Raw genomic sequence first — 19,859 nt, 5'->3', positions numbered from 1 at the left:
TTGTGCGGCAAGTAATGGTGAAAATAGACAAATTCTTTAGTCAATTAGAGTACCACTGGTTCTTCATTTTAAGTATGGTTGTGGCTTGGCTGTTATTGATCGAAAATAAAACTGAAATCTTTGCTCTAATCTTCGGTGTGATTCTATTAAGAATTTGGTACTTAAAAAGGCCGCTTGTCTTATTATTAACCCTTGCCTGTCTATTTGGCATTAGCTTTAGAGTTTATAAGATTAATTCTAATCGAGCGGCTGAAAAGTTATTACATTTAGATGAACAGGCAGATACGGTGCAATTAATGATTCAACCGGATCAGGTGACCCAAACGGAAACGTATCTTTCAGGTAAAGCTTGGCTTAAATTAAAAGGTGAAGAAAAATTTGAGAGGCCTATTATTTTTACTTATTGGTTTCAGTCGAATGATCGCTGGCAAAGCTATCCTTTTACAGAGAGAATTACTGTAATTGAGGGAGAGGGGAGTTTTAGCTATCCAGATTCGGCTCGAAACTTTGGTGATTTTGATTATCGAACTTATTTGCAAGATCAAGCAATTATTTGGCAATTGGAAATGGCTAAAATTGAAAAAGTGTCGGATATCCAGCCAGAAGGTTTATCTTCTTGGCCGATTATAAGGATGAAACTGACCCGTTTTTTGCGACGGTTGGCGCATTATGACCTTGTTGCCTTGCATAATAAATTGCTATTTAATCTTGAATCAGAAACTTATAAGAAATATAAGTTAAAATTTGCAATGTTAGGGATTTTACATTATTTTTCGATTTCGGGTTTTCATTTAAATTATTTGCGACGGCATTTTAATGAAGGGCTTTTGCGCATCGGGGTAGATCCCACTGGAGCCTTTTATATCACGGTTGTTTTTTTATTTTTTTATGCTTGCTTAATTTCCTGGCCAATAGGAGTTGTTCGCTCTTTGGGAGTCTATTATAGTCGGTCTTTTTTGGCCTATTTTAATTTGTCATTTTCTCATATGGATGTGATGGCCATTGTTTGTTTAATGACTCTTTTTTTCAATCCGTTTTTGTTACATAATTTAGGTTTTGTCTTTTCCTTTTTAATGTCTTTTTTATTAGTGATACAGAAAGATAATGGAAAAGAGTCAAAAGAAAACTCTTTTGATAATCTGTTTATGTGTTTGCTTTTTTCTTGGCCTTTATTACTTAATACTCGTTTTGAGTGGAATGTGATGCAATTACTGGTTCTTGTGTTATTAGGATGGGTATTTGAGAAATGGATCATGCCAGGCATGTTAGTTCTCACAATATTGCTAATATTGGGGCAGTGGTTTTCAATATGTGATGAGGTGATTTTTTGTTTGTCTAACCTATTTTCTTACTGTTGGGAAAGTGTTTCACTTTCTTGGCTTATGGATATGACCAATTTTGTGCATGGAATAGCGAGTCCTTGGGAAATTCTCTTGTTATTAGGAGGGGCAATATATTGGGTCTATGAACGACCTACCAAGCCAAGAAAAGCTTATTTAGCAGTGGCAGTGACATATATACTTGTTTTTTTCATTTTTCCTTTATGTGATTTATCGACTCGTTTGACTGTGATTGATGTCGGACAAGGAGATGCGTTGTTATTTCAAACGTCTTTTAAACAGGGGGCATGGTTGGTTGATACAGGTGGGAAAAGGTCATGGCAAGGAGATCAACAAATTCAGGAAGGATTTGCGGACAAAAATTTATTGCCTGCTTTAAAAGCTCAGGGCATTTCTAGTTTGAGAGGAGTGATTATCACCCATCCTGATATTGATCACGTGGGGAATATTATTCAACTAGCTGAAAAAATTCCTATTGACTCCATTTTTGTTTCTCAATATACGGAAGGGGACCCTTTCTGGCAAACGATTCAAGGAAAGCTTCCTTCTTCCACAAAGATTTGTGTGATTCGTCCCGGAGAAATGACGCACTTAGCAGGCGGGGCCATTTCAATTTTTTCTTTAAAGGAAGAGAGAGCTTTATCTGCGAATGATACTTCGCTTTTATGTTTGATTCGAATCCAACATCATACTTTGCTTAATATGGGTGACTTATCTACTGAACAAGAGCTTGTGTTAATAAAAGAATATCCTGATTTACGAGCGGATATGTTGAAAGTAGGACATCATGGTAGCCGAACTTCCACTAGTGAAAACTTATTACGGCATTTACAAGTGAAACTAGCTTTTATTTCAGCTGGAGTAGATAATTCCTATGGGCATCCCCATTCAGAAGTGATTGACCGACTCGAAAATCAGCAAGTTAAGTTTTATTCGACTCATTCTGAAGGAGCGATCCAATTAAAGTATCATCCATGGTGGGGCTGGTCGCTCAAAACAGCCCTAGCTGTTGACAAGTAAAAAAGATTCATCTAAATTGAAATAAACAAAGAGGAGGATGCTTAATGGAAAAAATACCAAGTTTTAATATTGACCATATTATATTACAACCGGGACTTTACCTTTCGCGCACTGATCATGTGGGGGAAAGAACTTTATATACATATGATTTACGCTTTACTGCGCCAAATGATGAGCCAGTAATGAATACAGCTGAAATTCATACGATTGAACATATCGCGGCTACTTTCTTAAGAAATCACCCCCGTTTCAAAGAAGAAGTGATTTATTTTGGCCCCATGGGCTGTCGGACAGGATTTTATTTAATCATGACGGATGCTGTAGTTGGGCAGGATTTGTTAGATTTTGTTAAGGAGACCTTTCAATTCACTGCTGATTATGAAGGGGAGATACCAGGAGCGAGTCCTAAAGATTGCGGAAATTATTTAGATCAAAACTTACCGATGGCAAAATATCAGAGTAAAAGATATTGTCAAACTTTATCAGAGGTTGAGGATTTAACTTTTGCTTATCCAGAAGTTTAGAAAAAAACAGTCACCCCTAAGTGAACTTAGGGGTGACTGTTAAATATGAATGATTGTTAAAAATTAGAATATTTCTGCCATAATAGTTTCTGTATCCATTTCCATATCGAATTCGAGACTGTCTGAATATTGGATATATGGTATCGTGGCAGGAAGACTTTTTTGCATCCAGACAATGTCTAGAAAGTGCTGCTCTTTTTGAGCAAGATTTGGGATTCTGAGCATCTCTGTGAAGCCGTGTTTTTCATGGAAACGAATGGAACGAATGTTATTGGCTACAATAGAAGAGATAATGGTTTGAATGGGTGTGTCTGCTAACATAAATTCTAAACTTGTAAATAATTCATGGCCAATTCCACGGATTGGTGCATCTTCTGCGACATAGATACTTAAAAGCCCTGCGGACGGAATATTATAGTGATAAAAGTTACTTAGATAACAAAAGCCAACAACTTGATTCTCATATTCTGCTACGATGAAGGGGTATTGAATCTGGGTATTGGCAATTCTCTCTTCTAAACTTTCGACGCTAGGGACTTCCACTTCTAAATTATAAGTAGTATTTAGAATGTAGGGGCGATATATTCTCTGAATACCGGCAGCATCACTCAGATTTGCTGTTCTTAAGTGTAAGGATGATGATTGAAATAACATAGGTGGAAGCCTCCTTTAAAATATTATGAATCCCTCGTAATTATAAATTTTTGTAGCCAAAATACAAGTATCTAAATGTAAATTTTATGTAAAGTTTGAGTAAATAAAGTCTTGACATTCAAATTGAGATTAGATATAATTTCTTCGATTTCGAGATAAACAAAACTTTAATGTATTAAGATAGGAGAGAGATATATGGATCGCCAACAAGAGGTTTTAAAAACATATATTGCATTGATGAGGGTGCACGGAGAATTTGAAAAGTTAGTCAAAAAAGATGCGAATCGTTATGGTTTAAATGTGACTGAATTTGCGGTTCTAGAATTGTTATATAATCGGGGTCAACAACCCATTCAACAAATTGGAAGCCGTATTTTAATCGCATCATCATCTACTACTTATGTGGTGGATAAGCTATGTAATAAAGGGTATGCAAAAAGAATTCCAGATGCAAATGATCGTCGCGTAACTTTCACAGCGATTACAGACAAAGGGAAAGAGCTAATGGACCAAGTCTATCCAGAGCATCGAGATCATTTAGTAGAATTCTTTGAAGAGGTCTCTGATGATGAAATCTTAGCAATGAAGAAAACATTACAGCGGATGAGCCACTACGAATAATGAGAAAGCATATGCCATAAGGAGGTATATGCTTTTCTTTTTACTTTAGATCGTGACAGTAAAAGATGAAAAATTTGACATTTACCTCGATTTCGAGGTAAAATGAATTTAAGTAGAAAAAAGGAGTGAATAGAATGACACAAGAATTATTGGGGATACATCATGTAACGGCTATGACGCATTCAGCCGAGCAGAATTACCATTTTATGACTGAGGTTTTGGGGATGCGCTTAGTAAAGAAAACTGTTAATCAAGACGATATACAAACTTATCATACATTTTATGCGGATGATCAAGGACTAGCTGGAACCGATTTAACTTTTTTTGATTTTCCTAATATTCAGCAAGGAGTGCGAGGAACGAATTCAATTACTCGAACAGCTTTAAGGGTACCGAATGATGCGGCTCTAGAATATTATAGGGATCGCTTCAAGAGTTATCAGGTTAAACATGAAGAAATTCAAGAGGTTTTTGGAACTAAAGTGCTGCCGTTTGAAGAAGAGGATGGTCAGCGCTATCAATTAATTTCAGATGAACATAATCAAGGGGTCCGACCAGGTACTCCTTGGCAAGAGGGGCCTGTGCCAAAAGAAATGGCGATATACGGTTTAGGGCCAGTGGAAATTACCGTTGCTTATTATCAAGAGTTTAAACAATTAATGCAGGAAGTTTATGGTTTCAGAATAGTTGAAGAAGAACCAGATGCCACTCTTTTAGAGATTGGTGAAGGGGGAAATGGTGGGCAAATGATTTTACGACATAATTCTAAAGGTCGTCAATCTGTACAAGGTTATGGAGAAGTTCATCATGTTGCCTTCCGTGTTCAAGATCAAACGGCCTTGCAGGAATGGTTAGAGAAATATCAGGCGTTAGAAATTAGAAATTCCGGTTTAGTGGATCGTTTTTATTTTGGTGCTTTATATGCTCGGATGGGTCATATCTTGATCGAATTATCTACTGATGGACCAGGATTTGATACGGATGAACCTTATGAAACAATGGGAGAATCACTTTCGCTTCCACCCTTTTTAGAAGGTAAACGAGAACAGATTGAGAGCGTCATTCGACCTTTTGATACTTCTTTAGATCACCTTCGACACAAGAAGAACCAATAAGCCATTAAAGACTAGGAGAATATTATGCTGAGTTTTTCGTTAGAGGATTTAACTGTTAAACAACAGAAGAAGTTGTTAATCGGAAGTGTCATTCCTCGTCCGACAGCTTTGGTATCCACTCAAAACAAAGATGGTGTGGTTAATCTTGCGCCTTTTTCTTATTTTAATATTGTCACTTACCAGCCTCCAGTCTTAGGTGTAGCGGTTCAAAGAGTGAATGGTAGTATGAAAGATACAGCCATTAATATTGTGAATGGACAAGAAGCAGTTGTTCATATTGTGGATAGAGAGAATGTTGAATTGGCTAATCAAGCAGCTGTTAATTATCCGCCTGAACGGAGTGAGTTAGATCTCGCTAAATTTGAATTAGTAAATTCTAGCCAGATTAATGTACCGGGTTTACTCCCAAGCAAGATGCGATTTGAGACAAGTCTATTTAAACATGTTATCATTCAAGATGAAGAGGAAATAACAGCAGACCTTCTTCTTCTGAAAGTTGTTTATTTTCATGTTGCTGAAGAGATCTATCAAGAAACATACATAGATCCCAAAAAACTCGATCCTGTTGCTCGTTTAGCTGGTTCAGACTATAGCTATATAGGTGAAGTATTTGCGTTAGAGCGTCCAGAATTTAAGGGGGAAATGAAATGAGTCAAGAATTGATCTATGAACATATTTATCAGCCTGGTAAAGAAGGTGAATCAGTTTTTGTATTGTTGCATGGGACGGGTGGCAGTGAAAAAGATTTGATTCCAATTGCTCGTGAAGTGGATTCTGATTTTGGTATTTTAGCTGTAAAAGGTGACGTGGAAGAAGAGGGAAAGTTGCGGTTCTTTAAGCGTAAAGCTTTAGGCTTATATGATGTCGAAGATTTGATGATGCGAGGAGCAAGATTAGAGCAATTTATCGAAGCGGCTGCGAATTATTATGGTTTCAATCTAGAACAAGTGATCTTAATGGGCTTTTCAAACGGAGCTAATATAGCAATCAATGTGTTGATGCGCCCTGATACTGTGATACGGTATGGTGTCTTGATGGCTCCGATGTACCCAGTAGCCGTTGGTCAAGACTTGGATTGTTCGCACCAGCATGTTTTTATTTCAATGGGGAATGATGACCCTATTGTGTCACGCGAAGATTCGCAGAGAGTGGTTAAGTTGTTTGAAAATCGTGGGGCCCAAATTGAAGAATTTTGGGTCCGTGGTCATGAAATAACGCCTGCAGTAGTGACGGCTATCCAAGAGTGGTTAGAAACATTCTAAATAACTATTTGAAAGGATCCTTTCTTAATTCCGTTGATCTATGCTAGAATATGATTAACGACTAAGAAAGGATTTTTTGGTATGAAGCGAATTACTTTACTATTTCTATCTTTGCTCCTAGTAGGTTGTCAGTCTAGTCCCCATGCCGATAGTCAAAATGAAATATCTTCTAACCAAGAAAATGCTGCTAATAATGAAACTTCTGAAGAAACCGAGGCAAGTTCTGAAGAGAATATAGAAGAAGCTGATTCAGCAAAATCAGATGGAACGCGTTCTGCGTGGACCGATTATTCTGCCTATGCTGAATTAGATGAAGAAGGTTATGGCTATTATATTCACGATGATCCAGATGTTTCTTCAGAAATTTTCCCCTTACATACTACAAATAGCGAAGACGTTTTATTATTTACTTTTGACGATGCTCCTCAGATGCCCGAAGCTTATAGCTTGGAGATAGCTAAAACACTGAAAGAAAAGGATGTTAATGCTATTTTTTTAGTGAATGGAATGTATTTGGAAGAAACTGAGGGAAGAGATATGATAAGAGAAGTCTATGACATGGGCTTTGAAATTGGCAATCATACCCAAACGCATGCCAATCTGAGAGAATTAACGTATGATCAACAATATGAAGAAATTTCTCAAACGAGTCAGATGGTAGAAGAAATTACAGGTGAAAAACCAAGATGGTTTAGACCTCCTTTTGGACTTTTTAATATGGACACGATCCTAATTTGTAATGAATTAGGAATGCAATTGATGACTTGGTCTTTTGGTTATGATTGGATGGATGAGTATTTGGATGGCGATGCTTTGGCTGAGGTTTCCGTCAATAATGAATATTTGCGCGGTGGGGCCAATATTTTAATGCATGATCGGTCATGGACCTCAGATGCTTTAGCGAGAATGATCGATGGCTATCGCGAAAAAGGCTATCACATTGTGGATCCGCTTATTATTAAATCACAAGAAAATTCAACTGCACCTATGCAATAAGAAAGATGATGCCGATGCAAGAAAAATTACCCATTAGTTTTTATTTCAAATTAATAGTGATCATTCTAGTCTTTGGCTTCGCATATTATTGGCGAGGCCCCTTTATTATTGAGACCATTCAGGATGATAGTTTGACTTATGGTCAGCAAGGTAGAATGATTTTCCGATCTTTATTAGGAATGTATCCTAGCCAGACTTCACCAGTTTTGCCTAATCTTTCAAGTAAGATCGTAGGGCATCCAGGCAATAGTCAACCTGTGGTGATCGATGAAGAAATTAAAAGTTTGGAAGCTTATCAGCACGCTGAAGAGAAGGCGAGTTTTTTTAATAAAAGTATAGATATTGATCAATTGAATCAAGCATATTTAGAGCAACTTGCTCAATCTAGTCAGGGAAAAAAGAATATAGAAGTGGGTTATCATTTAAAAGATGGGAATCTTTCAAGGGCAAAAGAATTGGGAGAATACCATTACTTGGGACCTATGACAGTTGACGGAGAGAGCTTTAGAACCCAGTTTCCTTTAATTGAAAATAGTGATTATCGTTTGGGAGAAAATTTATATGAATTATTTATTGCAGCAGACGATATCCATTTAAAAACGTGGGGTGAGCATCCTGAAGTTTTTGCACATTATTTAATTGATGCGTTTCAAGACAGTCTTGACCAGGAGGCTTATCAAAATTATCAATCACAATTCATTTCAGCCTATGCGCAGGCGACCGATTATCAGATAGATGATGCTCCGTACGTGAGAATGGTCGTGGTGTTGAATCTTGATACTGATGGATTAGGAGGATCATAATGGCAAAAAGAAGACTCTTTTATACCGCTTTAGGGGGAATAGCTAGTTACCAACTCGCAAGGATGATGAAGAAATATTCTCATCCCTTAAGGACTATTAATCACCAAGAAAGACTGTTGGATGACGTGTCGATTGAGCACCGTATTAACTGGATTAAGGAAGAAACTTTTGATCAACAATGGACAGAAGAATTATGGCCGTATCTCTCTGCTCGTAAAAAAACGGGATCATTGATAACCGGTAGTTACCAATTAAAGTATGACTTTTATCCTGTAAAAGATCCTAAAATAACGGTACTAGTGGTTCACGGTTATAATGAATATAAAGAGAAATATGCGGAAGTTATTTATTATTTATTACAAGCCAATATCCAAGTCATGGTATATGATCAAAGAGACCATGGGCAGTCAAAGTTATCAGAGAAAAATACTCAAATTAATACAGGGGATTTTAGAGATTATGTTGCTGATTTGCATTTGATGGTGACAGAAGCTCGTCATATAAGTGAGACCCAAACGGCTTTGTGGCTATTGGGTCATTCAATGGGAGGCGCTATTGTCAGTCGCTTTGCTCAAGCTTATCCTGGTTTAATTGATGGTCTTGTCTTATCAGTTCCGATGTTTGATATTGAGATGGGGAATTTACCGACTCCTTTGATCCATTTATATGTAGATTTTGCTAAAAAATTAGGATATGGTCACCGTTATATTCCGACTACTATTGATAAAAAGAATGATCTGGCACATTTAAGTTATCGCTCCGATAATCATTTAACTAATTCGAAAGTGAGAGGAGAACATTTCTTTAAGTTGAATTATCAATTGCATCGCTATCCTACAAAATTGGGGTCGAATAACTGGTTAAAGGCTGCATTAGATACCCTTCAAGTCATTAATCAACCGATTAATATTGCAAAAATGACCATGCCAACGCTCTTGTTTAGGGCGGGACAGGATGAGTTGGTGACCCCTCAAGGCTTAGCTAATCTAGCTTATTATCTCCCTAATTCATTAAATTATGTACTACCAGAAAGCAAGCATGAAATTTTTCTTTCAGATGATCAACAGCTTCAGGCTGTTATGCGGACGATTATTTATTACATCGAGCAAAATAGTGATCAACTTTTTGAAAAATAAGCAACAATGCCCTTGGATCTGAATTCAGATCCAGGGGCATTGTTTAAAAAGCTCTTTATTTGCTACATAATTTATCATTTACAATGATACCCAATAATTAGGCCTGAGCGTTCAGCATAGAAGCTACACAGACCCGAACAAGGAATAATCAGAACCTCACTATGAGGGAAGGTAGCTTTAAGGATTTCCTCAAAATCTAAAGAGAGTTCTTCATTTAGAACATGAGAAATAATTACTTTTCCTCCCTGATAACCATTTTTTTTCATTTCTTCAAGTAAAGCTTTTAGGGCTCGTTTGTTACCTTTAGCTTTTTGAGCGAGCTCAATAGTTCCTTTGTCGCTACGTTTTCCGATTAAACGAATGCCTAGGAAACCAATCATTTGGGAGACGATTTTAGGGAGGCGACCATTTTTGGCTAAGTTATCAACGGACTTTAGAAGAAAGTTTACATTCGTATTTTGGTGAAATATTTCAAGCTCCTTAATGACCGTATCGAAATCTTTGTTCTCTCCGATTAATTCTGATGCTTTCAAAATTAATAGGTCCATTTCAGAGCCAGCAGAATGCGTATTGAAAATATGTACTTGAGCGGATGGATTTTCCTCGAGAAAAATTTCTTTAGCGAGACTAGCCGAGTTATATGAACCTGATACACCGGCAGATAGCGTAAAGCAGATAATGTGTTCACTTCCTCGATAGGCTTCAGCATACGTATCAGGACTTGGGCAAGCACTAGTTGAGGCTTGGGAAGCATTCTCCATCTGTGATAAGAAGTGAGGGATATCGAGGTCCGGTGTATCATAGAATGTCTCAGTTCCTATATTTAAGAGTAGAGGAACTACTTCGTAGGCGATATTTTCTGAAAAAGAGTCCAAGTGCTGAATATCTGCACCAGAGTCTGTTACTATTTTCCATTTCATAGATGAGACCTCACTTTTATATTAGCTTTGTATAAAGTATAACGAACCTGTCTTTAACCTGCAATGGATCTGCAATATTAAATATCCGTGATTAGCTTGCATAAACGAGGAAAGAATGGGTAGAATATAAGATAGAGAAATAACAATGAAACAAGAGAGGTGATCAAGTGATAGGTAATCTGCATCAATCAAATTTGATAGTACTGGTGCGTTTTATGTTTGGGGTGGTGGGTCTTGCGTTTGCGTATATTGGTCAGTTGCAGTATGCGATGATTTCACTTATGATAACCGCCATACTAAGTTATATGACTTATCGAATTTCTGAACAGTTCCAACAGTCTGAAGCACAGATTACATTTGCTTTAGAGATAGAGGTATTAGCGGATTTTGTTGGTTTTGGTTTGATCCCTGCAGGAACATTATTATCGGTTGCGGATGGTCAAATATGGGCGATCTTAGTAGTTGCTTTATTTTTATTAGCAGTGGCTATTCGCTTAGCCCACTTTAATCGCTCGGTTGAATATCAGGGATTGCAAGCTGAGAGAGAGGATAGTTATCAAGGGTTGCCTCTAATTGCAGTAGCCGTTGTGCTTCCCCTTATTAGTTTTATTGCTTATCTTATTGGACGACAGCTATTTCAATATCTTTTAGCCATCGTTTTGTTAGCGCTCTCCTTCGGCTTTGTCATAGCTCGCCCGATCCCCCGACTTACTGAACAAACGGCCCATTATATTATGGGAGCTATGATTATAGCAATGATTGCTTACCTTTTATTAGGTTCATTTATTATGGCATAAATTTTTTGGAACTCAGGTCTGCATCATAGAGATCTGAGTTTTTTTGTATCTGATTTGTTTCTTGCTGGCTAAAATTGTTATAATATGCGAGGAAAGAGGGGGTAAGAATGAAGTTTTATATCATCCATACGAACGATCTTCACAGTCATTTAGAGCATTGGGATAGTATTGCTCATTATGTGAACTTACATCGTCAGGAGATTTTGCAGCGTGGTGATCAATTGTTACTATGTGATGTTGGCGATGCAATGGATACCGTTCACCCCCTTGTTGAAGCGACCCAAGGACAAGTGGTGGTCGATTTATTTAATGATTTATCGTATGATGTGGTTACTATTGGAAACAATGAAGGTTTGAATTTCACCAAAAATCAATTAGAAGCATTGTATGCAAAGGCAAATTTTTCAGTCACCTGTGCAAACCTAATCGATCAAAAGTCAGGGGATCTTCCACATTGGGCTTATGCGTTTGTGGTGAAAGAAATAGCTGGCTTGCGTATGGCTTTTATTGGGTTAACAGCTCCCTATGCTTCTTACCGGTTGAACGGCTATCAGGTGCTTGATGTATATGATTGTTTAGAAACACAGTTAAAATTATTGGACTCAGGTAATGAACCACTTGACTTTATCATTTTGTTATCTCATCTTGGATTACAAGAAGATCGAATCATGGCTGAGCGTTTTCCACAATTGGATGTCATTCTAGGAGCACACAGTCATCATTATTTGCCGAATGGTGAAATGATAGGAGATACTTTATTAGCAGCCTGTGGAAGATTTGGAGAGTTTGTGGGCCAAATTGAATTTGATTCTAAAGCTAAAACGATCCAAGCCTCTACTTTGTCTATAGAGCAAATCCAAGAACTAGTTGGAATGGAGCAGTGGGAAGACTATGAACAAAAAGGGCGCGATTTATTAAGTCAGGAGATGATTGCGGAACTTCCTTTTTCTCTCTATAGTCAGCATACAGAAGGCAACCAATCTTTTATTCAACACGCTCTAACAGCTATCAAGCAAAAAGCAGATGCTCAGTTCGCTTTTCTTTCGACGGGTCTTTTTCTAGCTGATTTGCCGGCAGGAAAAATTAGCTTGAACCATTTGCATGAAGCTCTCCCTCATCCTATTCATGTTTCAAGTTTAACGATGAAAGGGTCAAGAATGCATGAAATGTTGGAAGAAATGAGAATGCAAGAAGAAGACTTGGAATATAAGCTAGTTGCAGGTTCAGGCTTTAGAGGAAAGATATTTGGCCGATTTATTTTTGCTGGTCTCATCTTCGATGGAGAAGAATGGTTAGTAGAAGATAAGCCCATTGAATTGGATCAGCAGTATCGAATTGCCTGTATTGATCATTATGCTTTCGTACCTTTTTTTCCTAAGCTGAGAGATTATGGTAACATTCAGTTATATTTTCCAGATTTTATTCGCCATGTAATGGCAGAATATTTAAAAAAGAAATTTCCGTTGAAAGGATAAGTAAGGAGTCAGTTATGTTAGAACATGAAGAAAAATTAGATCATTTGGATCTTCAATTAAAAGAGATTCTTAAGGAAGAGCCTCAATCTGTTGAAATAGAGAAAAAGATAAAGAAGATTGATGATGGGCAGGTAATGATTGAAGACCAAGTTTATCAGTTAATCTTGAATCATGAGGATGCCTATGACTATGAAGCTTTTCTAAATCGTTACCAAGATTATTTTAGTAAGTTTGATTATATTGTGGCGGATTGGGCATTTCAGCAATTAAGGTTGAGGGGATTTTATCAAATTGGAACCCCTAAAGTCGCTTATGACCAAAGGATTGATTCTTTAGAGGATTATCTCTTGGAGTATTGCAATTTTGGAGCAAAGTACTTTGTATTAGCAAAAGAGTCTTGTCTTAAAGAGTATCCAGAATTAGTGGAGAACTTATTATCTGGACGTTTAGGATCTCTTCAAAGTAAAGGTCATTACTCAGCAAGAAACAAGCGACCCTATGCTCGTAATTCCAAAAACCGCATACGAGGTAAACAGACTCAGCAACGTCAAAGACCTGCTTCTAAAAGTATCAATGAAAAAGGGAAAAATAAGGGGAACTCAAGGGGAAATCTTCATGATAAAGAAATGGTTGGAAAGGATGATTTTCAAATTAAGCGCTCGAACCAAAAAAATAAAGGGAATAAATCAAGTAAAACCATTCATAAACAGCACAATTTTACGATAAAGCAAAAAAATCTAACAAACTAGGGGTGAAGAGTGACGATGAAGTCATATCGGGGTTACATATTGGATTTAGATGGGACTACGTATGTTGGAAAACAACGTTTAACTTCAGCAGAGGATTTTGTTCATCGCTTAAAGGCCAAAGGCTTAGCCTACATGTTTATGACGAATAATGCTACGCGCGGGGTAGAAGAAATTTATCAGCATTTGGGTCATTATTTAGAGTTGCCTGTTAGTCCAAGCCAAATCTATACATCTGCGATTGCTGCGGTTGAATATTTAAAGGAGTTTCATAATAATAAGAGTATTTTTGTGTTGGGAGAAGCCTCGTTAAAAGATGCCGTGAGAAAAGCAGGGTTGGATCTTGATATGTCAGAGAATGCTCAACTTGTTCTCCAAGGCTTGGACCGCCAAGTTAACTATGAAACCTTAACCACTGCAACACGTGCTTTATTGAATGGCGCCGAATTTATTGTAACCAATCGAGACCAATTAATTCCAACCGAAACGGGATCTTCTCCGAGCTCTGGTGCAATTACAGCTTTTTTAGAAGAAGCGAGTCAAGTAAAAGCGCATTTAATAGGAAAACCTTCTCCTTCAATTGTGGAAGCAGCTATTAAAAAGATGAAACTAGCAAAAGAAGACGTCTTAATGATAGGAGATAATTATAAAACGGATATTCAAGCAGGTCATCTTGCGGGGGTAGATACGCTTCTTGTTCTAACAGGCGTTAGTACAGAAGCGGATGTCGATCCAACGCGTTATCAGCCAACGTATATTTGTAGCGATTTAGGAGCGATTGATTTTGATAATGAAGCAAATTAAGCAAGCGATTCATAGTTTGATTTTTGTGGTTGCTAGTCTATCATTAGCTGTTGTGTCTAGTATCGCTTTGTCTCCATTCATTTATCGGTTGTATAACGCTTGGTTTCCAATGCATCAAGCGGTAAACTTAAGCGAGCAAGAATTAATGGTTAATTATGATGCGATTCTAACCTACTTGGTTTCCCCTAATAAAACTCAGTTAGAAATGCCAGATTTTTCATCATCTGCTGCAGGGCTTCAGCATTTTGAAGAGGTGAAATTTTTAGTTCAATTAGTTTTAATGATCGCAATTATTTCATTAGTGGTTTCTTTTGTATTGATGATTCTATTAAAGAAAGGAAGAAGGAAAATTCCATTTCTTAAGCATTGGCTAAATTTAGCAATTGTTTGGCCTGTGTTTGCGATCATAGCCTTATTGCTAGCGTTCGATCAAGTTTTTGTATGGTTTCATCAAGTATTTTTTAGGAATGATTTATGGCTGTTTGACCCGGTCGCAGACCCGGTGATTCAAGTCTTGCCCCAAGGTTTTTTTATGATTATATTTTTAATAACGGTTATTTTATATGAATTATATATTGTCATGGTCAAAGGACTATTATCGAAGAAATTAAATTAAAAAAGCTAGCACAAGGTTTATTTTAAACCCTGGGCTAGTTTTTTTATTAAGGTTTTTTATTGTGAGGTGTTTTGGGGGGAATACTTACATAATCTGTTTTCGGCTGAGCATGGGCTATTCGGCTAGCAGCAGCTGCCGCAATGGCTCCCACAATATCGTCGATAAAAGTATTGCAATGTTCATCTTTCTGATTGTTTAGAGTCCCGATAATACCTGGTTTTAATTTATCCACATAGCCAAAGTTAGTAAGTCCAATAGAACCGTACACATTTACGATCGACAAGATTAGGATTTCATCAATTCCGTATAGACCTTCATCACGCATCAGCATATCGCTTAAGAGAGGGGAGAAGTGACCTTCTTCAGCTGCAATATCAATTTCGATTCCTGTAATGACAGCATTTTGAACTTCTCTTTTTCGGAGAACGCCGTGGATATGTTCAATACAGGTGTCCATTGTTAAATCCGGAATGTATCCTTTTTGTAGATCAAATACAATTTCTGCAATATCTTTAATTTCGACACCGCGTTGATTTAATAGTTCATGAGCTTGTTGTTCTAATAAACTTTGTTTTAAAAACACTTCTTGATTGGTCATCTTATTCTCCTTCAAATAGACTAGTTGAATGTAAGGGTGACTGTTTATATTCTGGATCGGCATGGGCAAGAGCGTAGTTAACGGCTATCGGAGCTTCGCCAAAGCCGCTGGCAATAATACGTACTTTCCCCTCGTAATCAGCGATATCGCCAACGGCGAAAATGCCTTTAATATTTGTTTCTAAATGATGATCGACTTGAATTTGGTTATGGGCGATCTCGAGACCCCATTCTTTAATGGCTCCGATTGAAGTTGAGAATCCATAATTGACGATAAGATGATCGAGTGCGATCGTTTTTAATTCCGTGCTTTTGGCTTTTTCAAGCACCAATTGCTGGATATATCCCTTTTTGGCGATTAATTGCTTAGGTAAGTATGGAGTTAAGCATTCAACTGATGAATTTTTTAAGAGTGAAACATTATGTTCAAGCGCACGGAATTGATTACGACGATGGATGATATAAACTTTTTTGGCTGTTTTTTCTAATGTTAATGCCCAATCAACAGCTGAATCGCCACCTCCACAAATAGCGACTACTTGATTGTGATATTGTTGGATGTCGGTAACGAGATAATATAAATTCGATTGTTCAAATTGATCTGCGCCATCAATATTTAATTTTCTTGGTTGAAAAGCACCATTTCCAGCAGCAATAATGATGGATTTGGAATAATGAGTTGCTTGATTGGTTAGAATTTCAAAGTAAGAGTTTGGCTGGTTCGGAGGAATGATTTTTAAGGCTTCTTCCCCTAGACAAAAAGTAGTATCGAATCGGTCTAGTTGTTTTAATAATTGTTGACCCAAATCTTGCCCTTTAATAGCAGGAAAACCTGGAATATCATAGATAGTTTTCTCACCGTATAAATGAGTAGGTTGCCCGCCAGCCATTTCAAGTGAGTCAATTATTTTGACTTTTGCATTTCGCATTTGTGCGTAAAAAGCTGTGAAGAGCCCGACGGGGCCAGCTCCAATAATTGTAATATCAAATATGGGTGTTGTAGTTATCATAGAACCTCCTAGTAGTTATTGAGAATAGAATGATAGGTAGATCATGCGAGCAACAATCGCTACAAAGCCTCCTGTCATAATTCCAGCGAAAACCTCGGTAGGTTTATGACCAAGATAGTTATTAATAACGAGGTCTTCGTAATGATCAATTTCTAGCTGGTTTGCTAAGGGGTTTTCACTATGTGTCATGTTTCTATCAACGATTTCTTTCTTAATATTTTGTTTTTTATCGGTTAGATATTTAACAAGAATATCAATAACAATTCCTTGTTCTCCACTCTGACGTCGAACTCCCATCGAATCGAACATGATGATGACCCCAAAGATGGTTGCAATCGCAACATAAGGAGAAGAAAAACCATATTCAAAGATTAAACTTGCGATTAGACTTGAAACAGCTGCGGAGTGAGAAGAGGGCATTCCTCCTGTGGAAGTCATGATTTTGAGTTCGGGTGATTTTCTAGAAAAAAAAGCAATCGGGTACTTGAGGGCTTGAGCGAAAAATATGGCAGCAAAGGCTGTAATAAGTGGGTAATTCATAGCATCCTTTTCCTTCTGTGTTTTTCTTGTCGCTTTCTATCTTATCAAAAATATAAGGCTTTAACTATAAATTTTCAATTAATTAGGTTAAAATAGAAAAGGAATAAGAAAAGAAAGTATGAGGAGATTATTGAATGGCAAATTATCCACAAATTAATTTATCAGAAGACTCAGCAAATGTTACTTTACATACTAATCATGGCGAAATTGGTTTGGCCTTGTTCCAAGATCAGGCACCCAAAACCGTTGAAAATTTCCTGTCTTTAGCCAAAGAAGGCTACTATGATGGTGTGATTTTTCATCGGATTATCAAAGATTTTATGATTCAAGGTGGCGATCCAACAGGAACGGGTATGGGCGGCCAGAGCAAATGGGGCCAATCTTTTGAAGATGAATTTTCTGCTGAACTTTTCAACATCTACGGAGCTCTTTCAATGGCAAACGCTGGGCCTAATACTAATGGAAGTCAATTCTTCATCGTGACGGCAAGTCAAGTACCGGCAGATATGTTAGGTCAAATGAAAGACTTAGGATATCCTGAAGAGATTATTAATGTATATGAGACGCAAGGTGGGACACCTTGGTTGGATCATCGTCACACTGTCTTTGGACAAGTAGTTAGTGGGATGGAAAATGTTTTAGCAATTCAAGATGTAGAGACTGGTGTACAAGATAAGCCGGTTCAAGATGTTATAATTGAATCAATTACAATACATGAATAATTTTCTAGGAGAGATTTAAGTAATGGCTAGCCATTTTAAAATTGGGGATATTATTGAAGGAGAAGTCACAGGAATTCAAAATTATGGTGTTTTTGTGAATCTAACAGAGGAAGAACAGGGGCTTGTCCATATTTCTGAGTGTAAACATGGCTATATGGGGGATATCAATGATTTTGTAAAAATTGGAGACAAAGTCAAAGTCGTAGTGATTGATATCGATGAGTATACAAAGAAGTTTTCACTTTCAATGAGAGCGCTAGAAAAAATAAATGTGCCTAGTTTTCCGCAAAGAAGTAAGAAACGTAAGAAAAGAAACAGTCCTAAAATAGGCTTTAAAACCATCGAGGAGAAAATGCCTAGTTGGATAGAGGAAGCGCTAGAATCTATTGATAAAAATGAATTCAATACTAAAGTGGAAGTCTAGAAAAGGAGTGTTACTACAATGAAGGAAATCACATTTAACTATCAGAATGCTCAAACTTTTATTGGCGAGCATGAAGCAGAACAACTCAAATTGTATGGACAATTAGCCTTGGAACAGTTGCTGAAGGGCGCAGGGGCTGGGGCTGAATTTACCGATTGGGTCAACTGGCCACAAGAATATAATAAAGAGGAATATGAACGTATTAAACAAGCTGCAAATAAAATTGTTAGTGATTCTGAGGTGTTAATTGTTGTAGGAATAGGGGGTTCTTATTTAGGATCTCGGGCAGCAATTGAATTCTTAAATCATACTTTTTACAATATAATGGCTCCAAATCTAAATAGACCACAAGTATTATTTGCAGGGAATAATATTTCTTCAACCTATCTTAATGATTTAATTGAAGTGATTGGTGAGCGCGATTTCTCGATTAATATGATCTCTAAATCGGGAACTACGACGGAACCTGCGATTGCTTTTCGTGTATTGAAAGAAAAATTGATTAGTAAATATGGAGAAGAAGAAGCTAATAAGCGCATATATGCAACGACAGATCGTGCAAAAGGTGCATTAAAACAAGAAGCGGATGAGAAAGACTATGAATGTTTTGTGATTCCAGACGGAATTGGAGGTAGGTTTACTGTTTTAACAGCAGTAGGTCTACTCCCTATCGCAGTAACTGGCGCTAATATTGATGCACTAATGTTTGGTGCCCAGAAGGCAATGGAGCGATATACTCAAACAGACTTTGAACAAAACTTAGCCCTCCAGTATGCTGTATTGCGGAATTGTTTATATCGCAAAGGAAAAGACACTGAAATTCTGGTTAACTATGAACCCGCGCTTCAGTATTTTGGTGAGTGGTGGAAACAATTATTCGGTGAATCAGAAGGGAAGGATCATAAAGGAATTTTCCCTGCATCTGCAAACTTTTCAACCGATCTTCATTCTATAGGACAGATTATTCAAGATGGGAAAAGAAATATATTTGAGACAGTTATCCAGGTAGGCCAAGTTCGTCATGAAATGGAGGTTCCTAAAGCTGAAGAAAATTTAGATGGGCTGAAGTACCTTGAAGGAGCCACAATTGCAGAAGTAAACCGAAAAGCTTACCAAGGAACCCTACTAGCACATACAGATGGACAAGTCCCAAATTTTGTTGTAACCATACCTGCGATGGATGAGGAGAGTTTGGGACAACTCATTTATTTCTTTGAGATGGCCGTTGCGATTTCCGGTTACTTAAATGGAGTCAATCCTTTTGATCAACCAGGAGTAGAGGCATATAAAAAGAATATGTTTGCATTACTGGGTAAACCGGGGCATGAAGAATTAGCAGCAGAATTGGAAACACGTCTTTAAACCATAGACAATGTAACTCCCTTCTAGTTTTAGAGGGGAGTTTTTTTAACTTGACAAGAAAGCGTTTTCTGTTTATAATATAGACCTCAAATAAAAAAAGTCTTTCTTGGTAACCCTTAGAAAGAGTGCTTTGTGGCAAGCATTTAACAAAATAAAATATCTTTTAAAAAAAACAGTTGACGAAAGACTCTGCTTCATGATATATTATTTCTTGTCGCCACGAGCGAACGCCAAGTACCATGTTGGATGAAAAACAAGAACATGAAAAAACATTCAAAAAAGTTCTTGACAACTTAAGCAGGTACATGGTAGTATATAGAAGTTGTCGCTGAGACAGCGGAAAGCGTTTCAGGCAACGAAGCTCATTGAAAACTG

General features: G+C 37.3%; 22 protein-coding genes. 17 read left to right on the top strand and 5 right to left on the bottom strand.

What is annotated here, in order from left to right; genetic code table 11:
• Positions 1-2 precede the first annotated feature (2 nt).
• On the top strand, positions 3-2,360 hold the full coding sequence (locus HZY91_RS06900; protein ID WP_197115552.1) for a DNA internalization-related competence protein ComEC/Rec2: 2,358 nt from the start codon (positions 3-5) through the stop codon (positions 2,358-2,360).
• 44 nt (positions 2,361-2,404) lie between these two features.
• Entirely contained in the window at positions 2,405-2,884 is a 480-nt protein-coding gene (locus HZY91_RS06895) for an S-ribosylhomocysteine lyase (RefSeq protein WP_197115551.1), read from the top strand.
• Positions 2,885-2,947: 63 nt separating this feature from the next.
• Here HZY91_RS06895 and HZY91_RS06890 read toward each other — a convergent pair whose 3' ends face one another.
• Positions 2,948-3,538 carry a GNAT family N-acetyltransferase gene (locus HZY91_RS06890; protein ID WP_197115550.1) on the bottom strand — a complete coding sequence of 197 codons (591 nt, stop codon included), beginning with the start codon at positions 3,536-3,538 and terminating at the stop codon, positions 2,948-2,950.
• 195 nt (positions 3,539-3,733) lie between these two features.
• On the opposite strand from HZY91_RS06890, the gene HZY91_RS06885 reads away from it, so the two are divergent.
• From HZY91_RS06885 to HZY91_RS06855, 7 genes are all read left to right on the top strand, one after another.
• Positions 3,734-4,159 carry a MarR family winged helix-turn-helix transcriptional regulator gene (locus tag HZY91_RS06885; protein WP_197115549.1) on the top strand — a complete coding sequence of 142 codons (426 nt, stop codon included), beginning with the start codon at positions 3,734-3,736 and terminating at the stop codon, positions 4,157-4,159.
• A 134-nt stretch (positions 4,160-4,293) separates the two neighbouring features.
• Positions 4,294-5,274 carry a ring-cleaving dioxygenase gene (locus tag HZY91_RS06880; protein ID WP_197115548.1) on the top strand — a complete coding sequence of 327 codons (981 nt, stop codon included), beginning with the start codon at positions 4,294-4,296 and terminating at the stop codon, positions 5,272-5,274.
• A gap of 24 nt (positions 5,275-5,298) precedes the next feature.
• Positions 5,299-5,925 (top strand): flavin reductase family protein, encoded by a 627-nt coding sequence (locus tag HZY91_RS06875; protein ID WP_197115547.1) that lies wholly within the window; start codon positions 5,299-5,301, stop codon positions 5,923-5,925.
• The gene (locus HZY91_RS06870; RefSeq protein ID WP_197115546.1) at positions 5,922-6,536 is read left to right on the top strand and encodes an alpha/beta hydrolase; all 615 of its coding nucleotides are present in this window, start codon (positions 5,922-5,924) and stop codon (positions 6,534-6,536) included. Before HZY91_RS06875 ends, HZY91_RS06870 begins: the two co-directional genes overlap by 4 nt.
• Before the next feature lie 81 nt (positions 6,537-6,617).
• On the top strand, positions 6,618-7,532 hold the full coding sequence (locus HZY91_RS06865; protein WP_197115545.1) for a polysaccharide deacetylase family protein: 915 nt from the start codon (positions 6,618-6,620) through the stop codon (positions 7,530-7,532).
• 14 nt (positions 7,533-7,546) lie between these two features.
• Positions 7,547-8,335: a hypothetical protein gene (locus tag HZY91_RS06860; protein ID WP_197115544.1), complete on the top strand. Its 789-nt coding sequence runs from the start codon at positions 7,547-7,549 to the stop codon at positions 8,333-8,335.
• Positions 8,335-9,471, top strand: coding sequence for an alpha/beta fold hydrolase (locus tag HZY91_RS06855; protein WP_197115543.1), 1,137 nt, complete (start codon positions 8,335-8,337; stop codon positions 9,469-9,471). The genes HZY91_RS06860 and HZY91_RS06855 overlap by 1 nt, the downstream gene beginning before the upstream one ends.
• 74 nt (positions 9,472-9,545) lie before the next feature.
• On the opposite strand, the gene HZY91_RS06850 is transcribed toward HZY91_RS06855, so the two are convergent.
• Positions 9,546-10,391, bottom strand: a complete 846-nt coding sequence (locus tag HZY91_RS06850) for a DegV family protein (protein WP_197115542.1) — start codon at positions 10,389-10,391, stop codon at positions 9,546-9,548.
• 167 nt (positions 10,392-10,558) lie between these two features.
• On the opposite strand from HZY91_RS06850, the gene HZY91_RS06845 reads away from it, so the two are divergent.
• The 5 genes from HZY91_RS06845 to HZY91_RS06825 all read left to right on the top strand — a co-directional run bounded on the left by HZY91_RS06845 (position 10,559) and on the right by HZY91_RS06825 (position 14,829).
• Positions 10,559-11,188 (top strand): CDP-alcohol phosphatidyltransferase family protein, encoded by a 630-nt coding sequence (locus HZY91_RS06845; RefSeq protein WP_197115541.1) that lies wholly within the window; start codon positions 10,559-10,561, stop codon positions 11,186-11,188.
• A 107-nt stretch (positions 11,189-11,295) separates the two neighbouring features.
• Positions 11,296-12,663, top strand: coding sequence for a bifunctional metallophosphatase/5'-nucleotidase (locus HZY91_RS06840; protein WP_197115540.1), 1,368 nt, complete (start codon positions 11,296-11,298; stop codon positions 12,661-12,663).
• A 14-nt stretch (positions 12,664-12,677) separates the two neighbouring features.
• Positions 12,678-13,412 carry a YutD family protein gene (locus HZY91_RS06835; protein WP_197115539.1) on the top strand — a complete coding sequence of 245 codons (735 nt, stop codon included), beginning with the start codon at positions 12,678-12,680 and terminating at the stop codon, positions 13,410-13,412.
• 15 nt (positions 13,413-13,427) lie between these two features.
• Positions 13,428-14,213, top strand: coding sequence for a TIGR01457 family HAD-type hydrolase (locus HZY91_RS06830; RefSeq protein ID WP_197115538.1), 786 nt, complete (start codon positions 13,428-13,430; stop codon positions 14,211-14,213).
• On the top strand, positions 14,200-14,829 hold the full coding sequence (locus HZY91_RS06825; RefSeq protein ID WP_197117605.1) for a TIGR01906 family membrane protein: 630 nt from the start codon (positions 14,200-14,202) through the stop codon (positions 14,827-14,829). Before HZY91_RS06830 ends, HZY91_RS06825 begins: the two co-directional genes overlap by 14 nt.
• 46 nt (positions 14,830-14,875) lie before the next feature.
• Here the strand turns inward: HZY91_RS06825 and HZY91_RS06820 are convergent, their stop codons facing one another.
• The 3 genes from HZY91_RS06820 to HZY91_RS06810 are packed head-to-tail and all read right to left on the bottom strand — an operon-like array spanning position 14,876 to position 16,976.
• Positions 14,876-15,427, bottom strand: coding sequence for a phosphatidylglycerophosphatase A family protein (locus tag HZY91_RS06820; RefSeq protein ID WP_197115536.1), 552 nt, complete (start codon positions 15,425-15,427; stop codon positions 14,876-14,878).
• 1 nt (position 15,428) lies between these two features.
• A complete protein-coding gene (locus HZY91_RS06815) occupies positions 15,429-16,436 on the bottom strand; it encodes an NAD(P)/FAD-dependent oxidoreductase (protein ID WP_197115535.1) in 1,008 nt (335 codons plus the stop codon).
• Positions 16,437-16,451: 15 nt separating this feature from the next.
• Positions 16,452-16,976 carry a divergent PAP2 family protein gene (locus HZY91_RS06810; protein WP_197115534.1) on the bottom strand — a complete coding sequence of 175 codons (525 nt, stop codon included), beginning with the start codon at positions 16,974-16,976 and terminating at the stop codon, positions 16,452-16,454.
• A 134-nt stretch (positions 16,977-17,110) separates the two neighbouring features.
• Between HZY91_RS06810 and HZY91_RS06805 the strand changes: the two genes are divergently transcribed.
• From HZY91_RS06805 to HZY91_RS06795, 3 genes are read left to right on the top strand one after another with little or no spacing between them, the layout of a single operon-like run.
• A complete protein-coding gene (locus tag HZY91_RS06805) occupies positions 17,111-17,698 on the top strand; it encodes a peptidylprolyl isomerase (protein ID WP_197115533.1) in 588 nt (195 codons plus the stop codon).
• A gap of 22 nt (positions 17,699-17,720) precedes the next feature.
• Positions 17,721-18,122 (top strand): CvfD/Ygs/GSP13 family RNA-binding post-transcriptional regulator, encoded by a 402-nt coding sequence (locus HZY91_RS06800; RefSeq protein ID WP_197115532.1) that lies wholly within the window; start codon positions 17,721-17,723, stop codon positions 18,120-18,122.
• A gap of 18 nt (positions 18,123-18,140) precedes the next feature.
• The gene (locus tag HZY91_RS06795; protein WP_197115531.1) at positions 18,141-19,484 is read left to right on the top strand and encodes a glucose-6-phosphate isomerase; all 1,344 of its coding nucleotides are present in this window, start codon (positions 18,141-18,143) and stop codon (positions 19,482-19,484) included.
• Positions 19,485-19,859: the final 375 nt, after the last annotated feature.

This window comes from Facklamia lactis (assembly GCF_015863205.1).
In the GTDB taxonomy this organism is placed as follows: Bacteria; Bacillota; Bacilli; order Lactobacillales; family Aerococcaceae; genus Facklamia; species Facklamia lactis.
This window is presented reverse-complemented; position numbering and strand designations above follow the sequence as displayed.

Bases quoted from the DNA above. Each gene is read 5' to 3' on its own strand.
- HZY91_RS06895 (WP_197115551.1), top strand. From the start codon at position 2,405: ATGGAAAAAATACCAAGTTTTAATATTGACCATATTATATTACAACCG.
- HZY91_RS06890 (WP_197115550.1), bottom strand. From the start codon at position 3,538: ATGTTATTTCAATCATCATCCTTACACTTAAGAACAGCAAATCTGAGT.
- HZY91_RS06885 (WP_197115549.1), top strand. From the start codon at position 3,734: ATGGATCGCCAACAAGAGGTTTTAAAAACATATATTGCATTGATGAGG.
- HZY91_RS06880 (WP_197115548.1), top strand. From the start codon at position 4,294: ATGACACAAGAATTATTGGGGATACATCATGTAACGGCTATGACGCAT.
- HZY91_RS06875 (WP_197115547.1), top strand. From the start codon at position 5,299: ATGCTGAGTTTTTCGTTAGAGGATTTAACTGTTAAACAACAGAAGAAG.
- HZY91_RS06870 (WP_197115546.1), top strand. From the start codon at position 5,922: ATGAGTCAAGAATTGATCTATGAACATATTTATCAGCCTGGTAAAGAA.
- HZY91_RS06865 (WP_197115545.1), top strand. From the start codon at position 6,618: ATGAAGCGAATTACTTTACTATTTCTATCTTTGCTCCTAGTAGGTTGT.
- HZY91_RS06860 (WP_197115544.1), top strand. From the start codon at position 7,547: ATGCAAGAAAAATTACCCATTAGTTTTTATTTCAAATTAATAGTGATC.
- HZY91_RS06855 (WP_197115543.1), top strand. From the start codon at position 8,335: ATGGCAAAAAGAAGACTCTTTTATACCGCTTTAGGGGGAATAGCTAGT.
- HZY91_RS06850 (WP_197115542.1), bottom strand. From the start codon at position 10,391: ATGAAATGGAAAATAGTAACAGACTCTGGTGCAGATATTCAGCACTTG.
- HZY91_RS06840 (WP_197115540.1), top strand. From the start codon at position 11,296: ATGAAGTTTTATATCATCCATACGAACGATCTTCACAGTCATTTAGAG.
- HZY91_RS06835 (WP_197115539.1), top strand. From the start codon at position 12,678: ATGTTAGAACATGAAGAAAAATTAGATCATTTGGATCTTCAATTAAAA.
- HZY91_RS06830 (WP_197115538.1), top strand. From the start codon at position 13,428: ATGAAGTCATATCGGGGTTACATATTGGATTTAGATGGGACTACGTAT.
- HZY91_RS06825 (WP_197117605.1), top strand. From the start codon at position 14,200: ATGAAGCAAATTAAGCAAGCGATTCATAGTTTGATTTTTGTGGTTGCT.
- HZY91_RS06820 (WP_197115536.1), bottom strand. From the start codon at position 15,427: ATGACCAATCAAGAAGTGTTTTTAAAACAAAGTTTATTAGAACAACAA.
- HZY91_RS06815 (WP_197115535.1), bottom strand. From the start codon at position 16,436: ATGATAACTACAACACCCATATTTGATATTACAATTATTGGAGCTGGC.
- HZY91_RS06810 (WP_197115534.1), bottom strand. From the start codon at position 16,976: ATGAATTACCCACTTATTACAGCCTTTGCTGCCATATTTTTCGCTCAA.
- HZY91_RS06805 (WP_197115533.1), top strand. From the start codon at position 17,111: ATGGCAAATTATCCACAAATTAATTTATCAGAAGACTCAGCAAATGTT.
- HZY91_RS06800 (WP_197115532.1), top strand. From the start codon at position 17,721: ATGGCTAGCCATTTTAAAATTGGGGATATTATTGAAGGAGAAGTCACA.
- HZY91_RS06795 (WP_197115531.1), top strand. From the start codon at position 18,141: ATGAAGGAAATCACATTTAACTATCAGAATGCTCAAACTTTTATTGGC.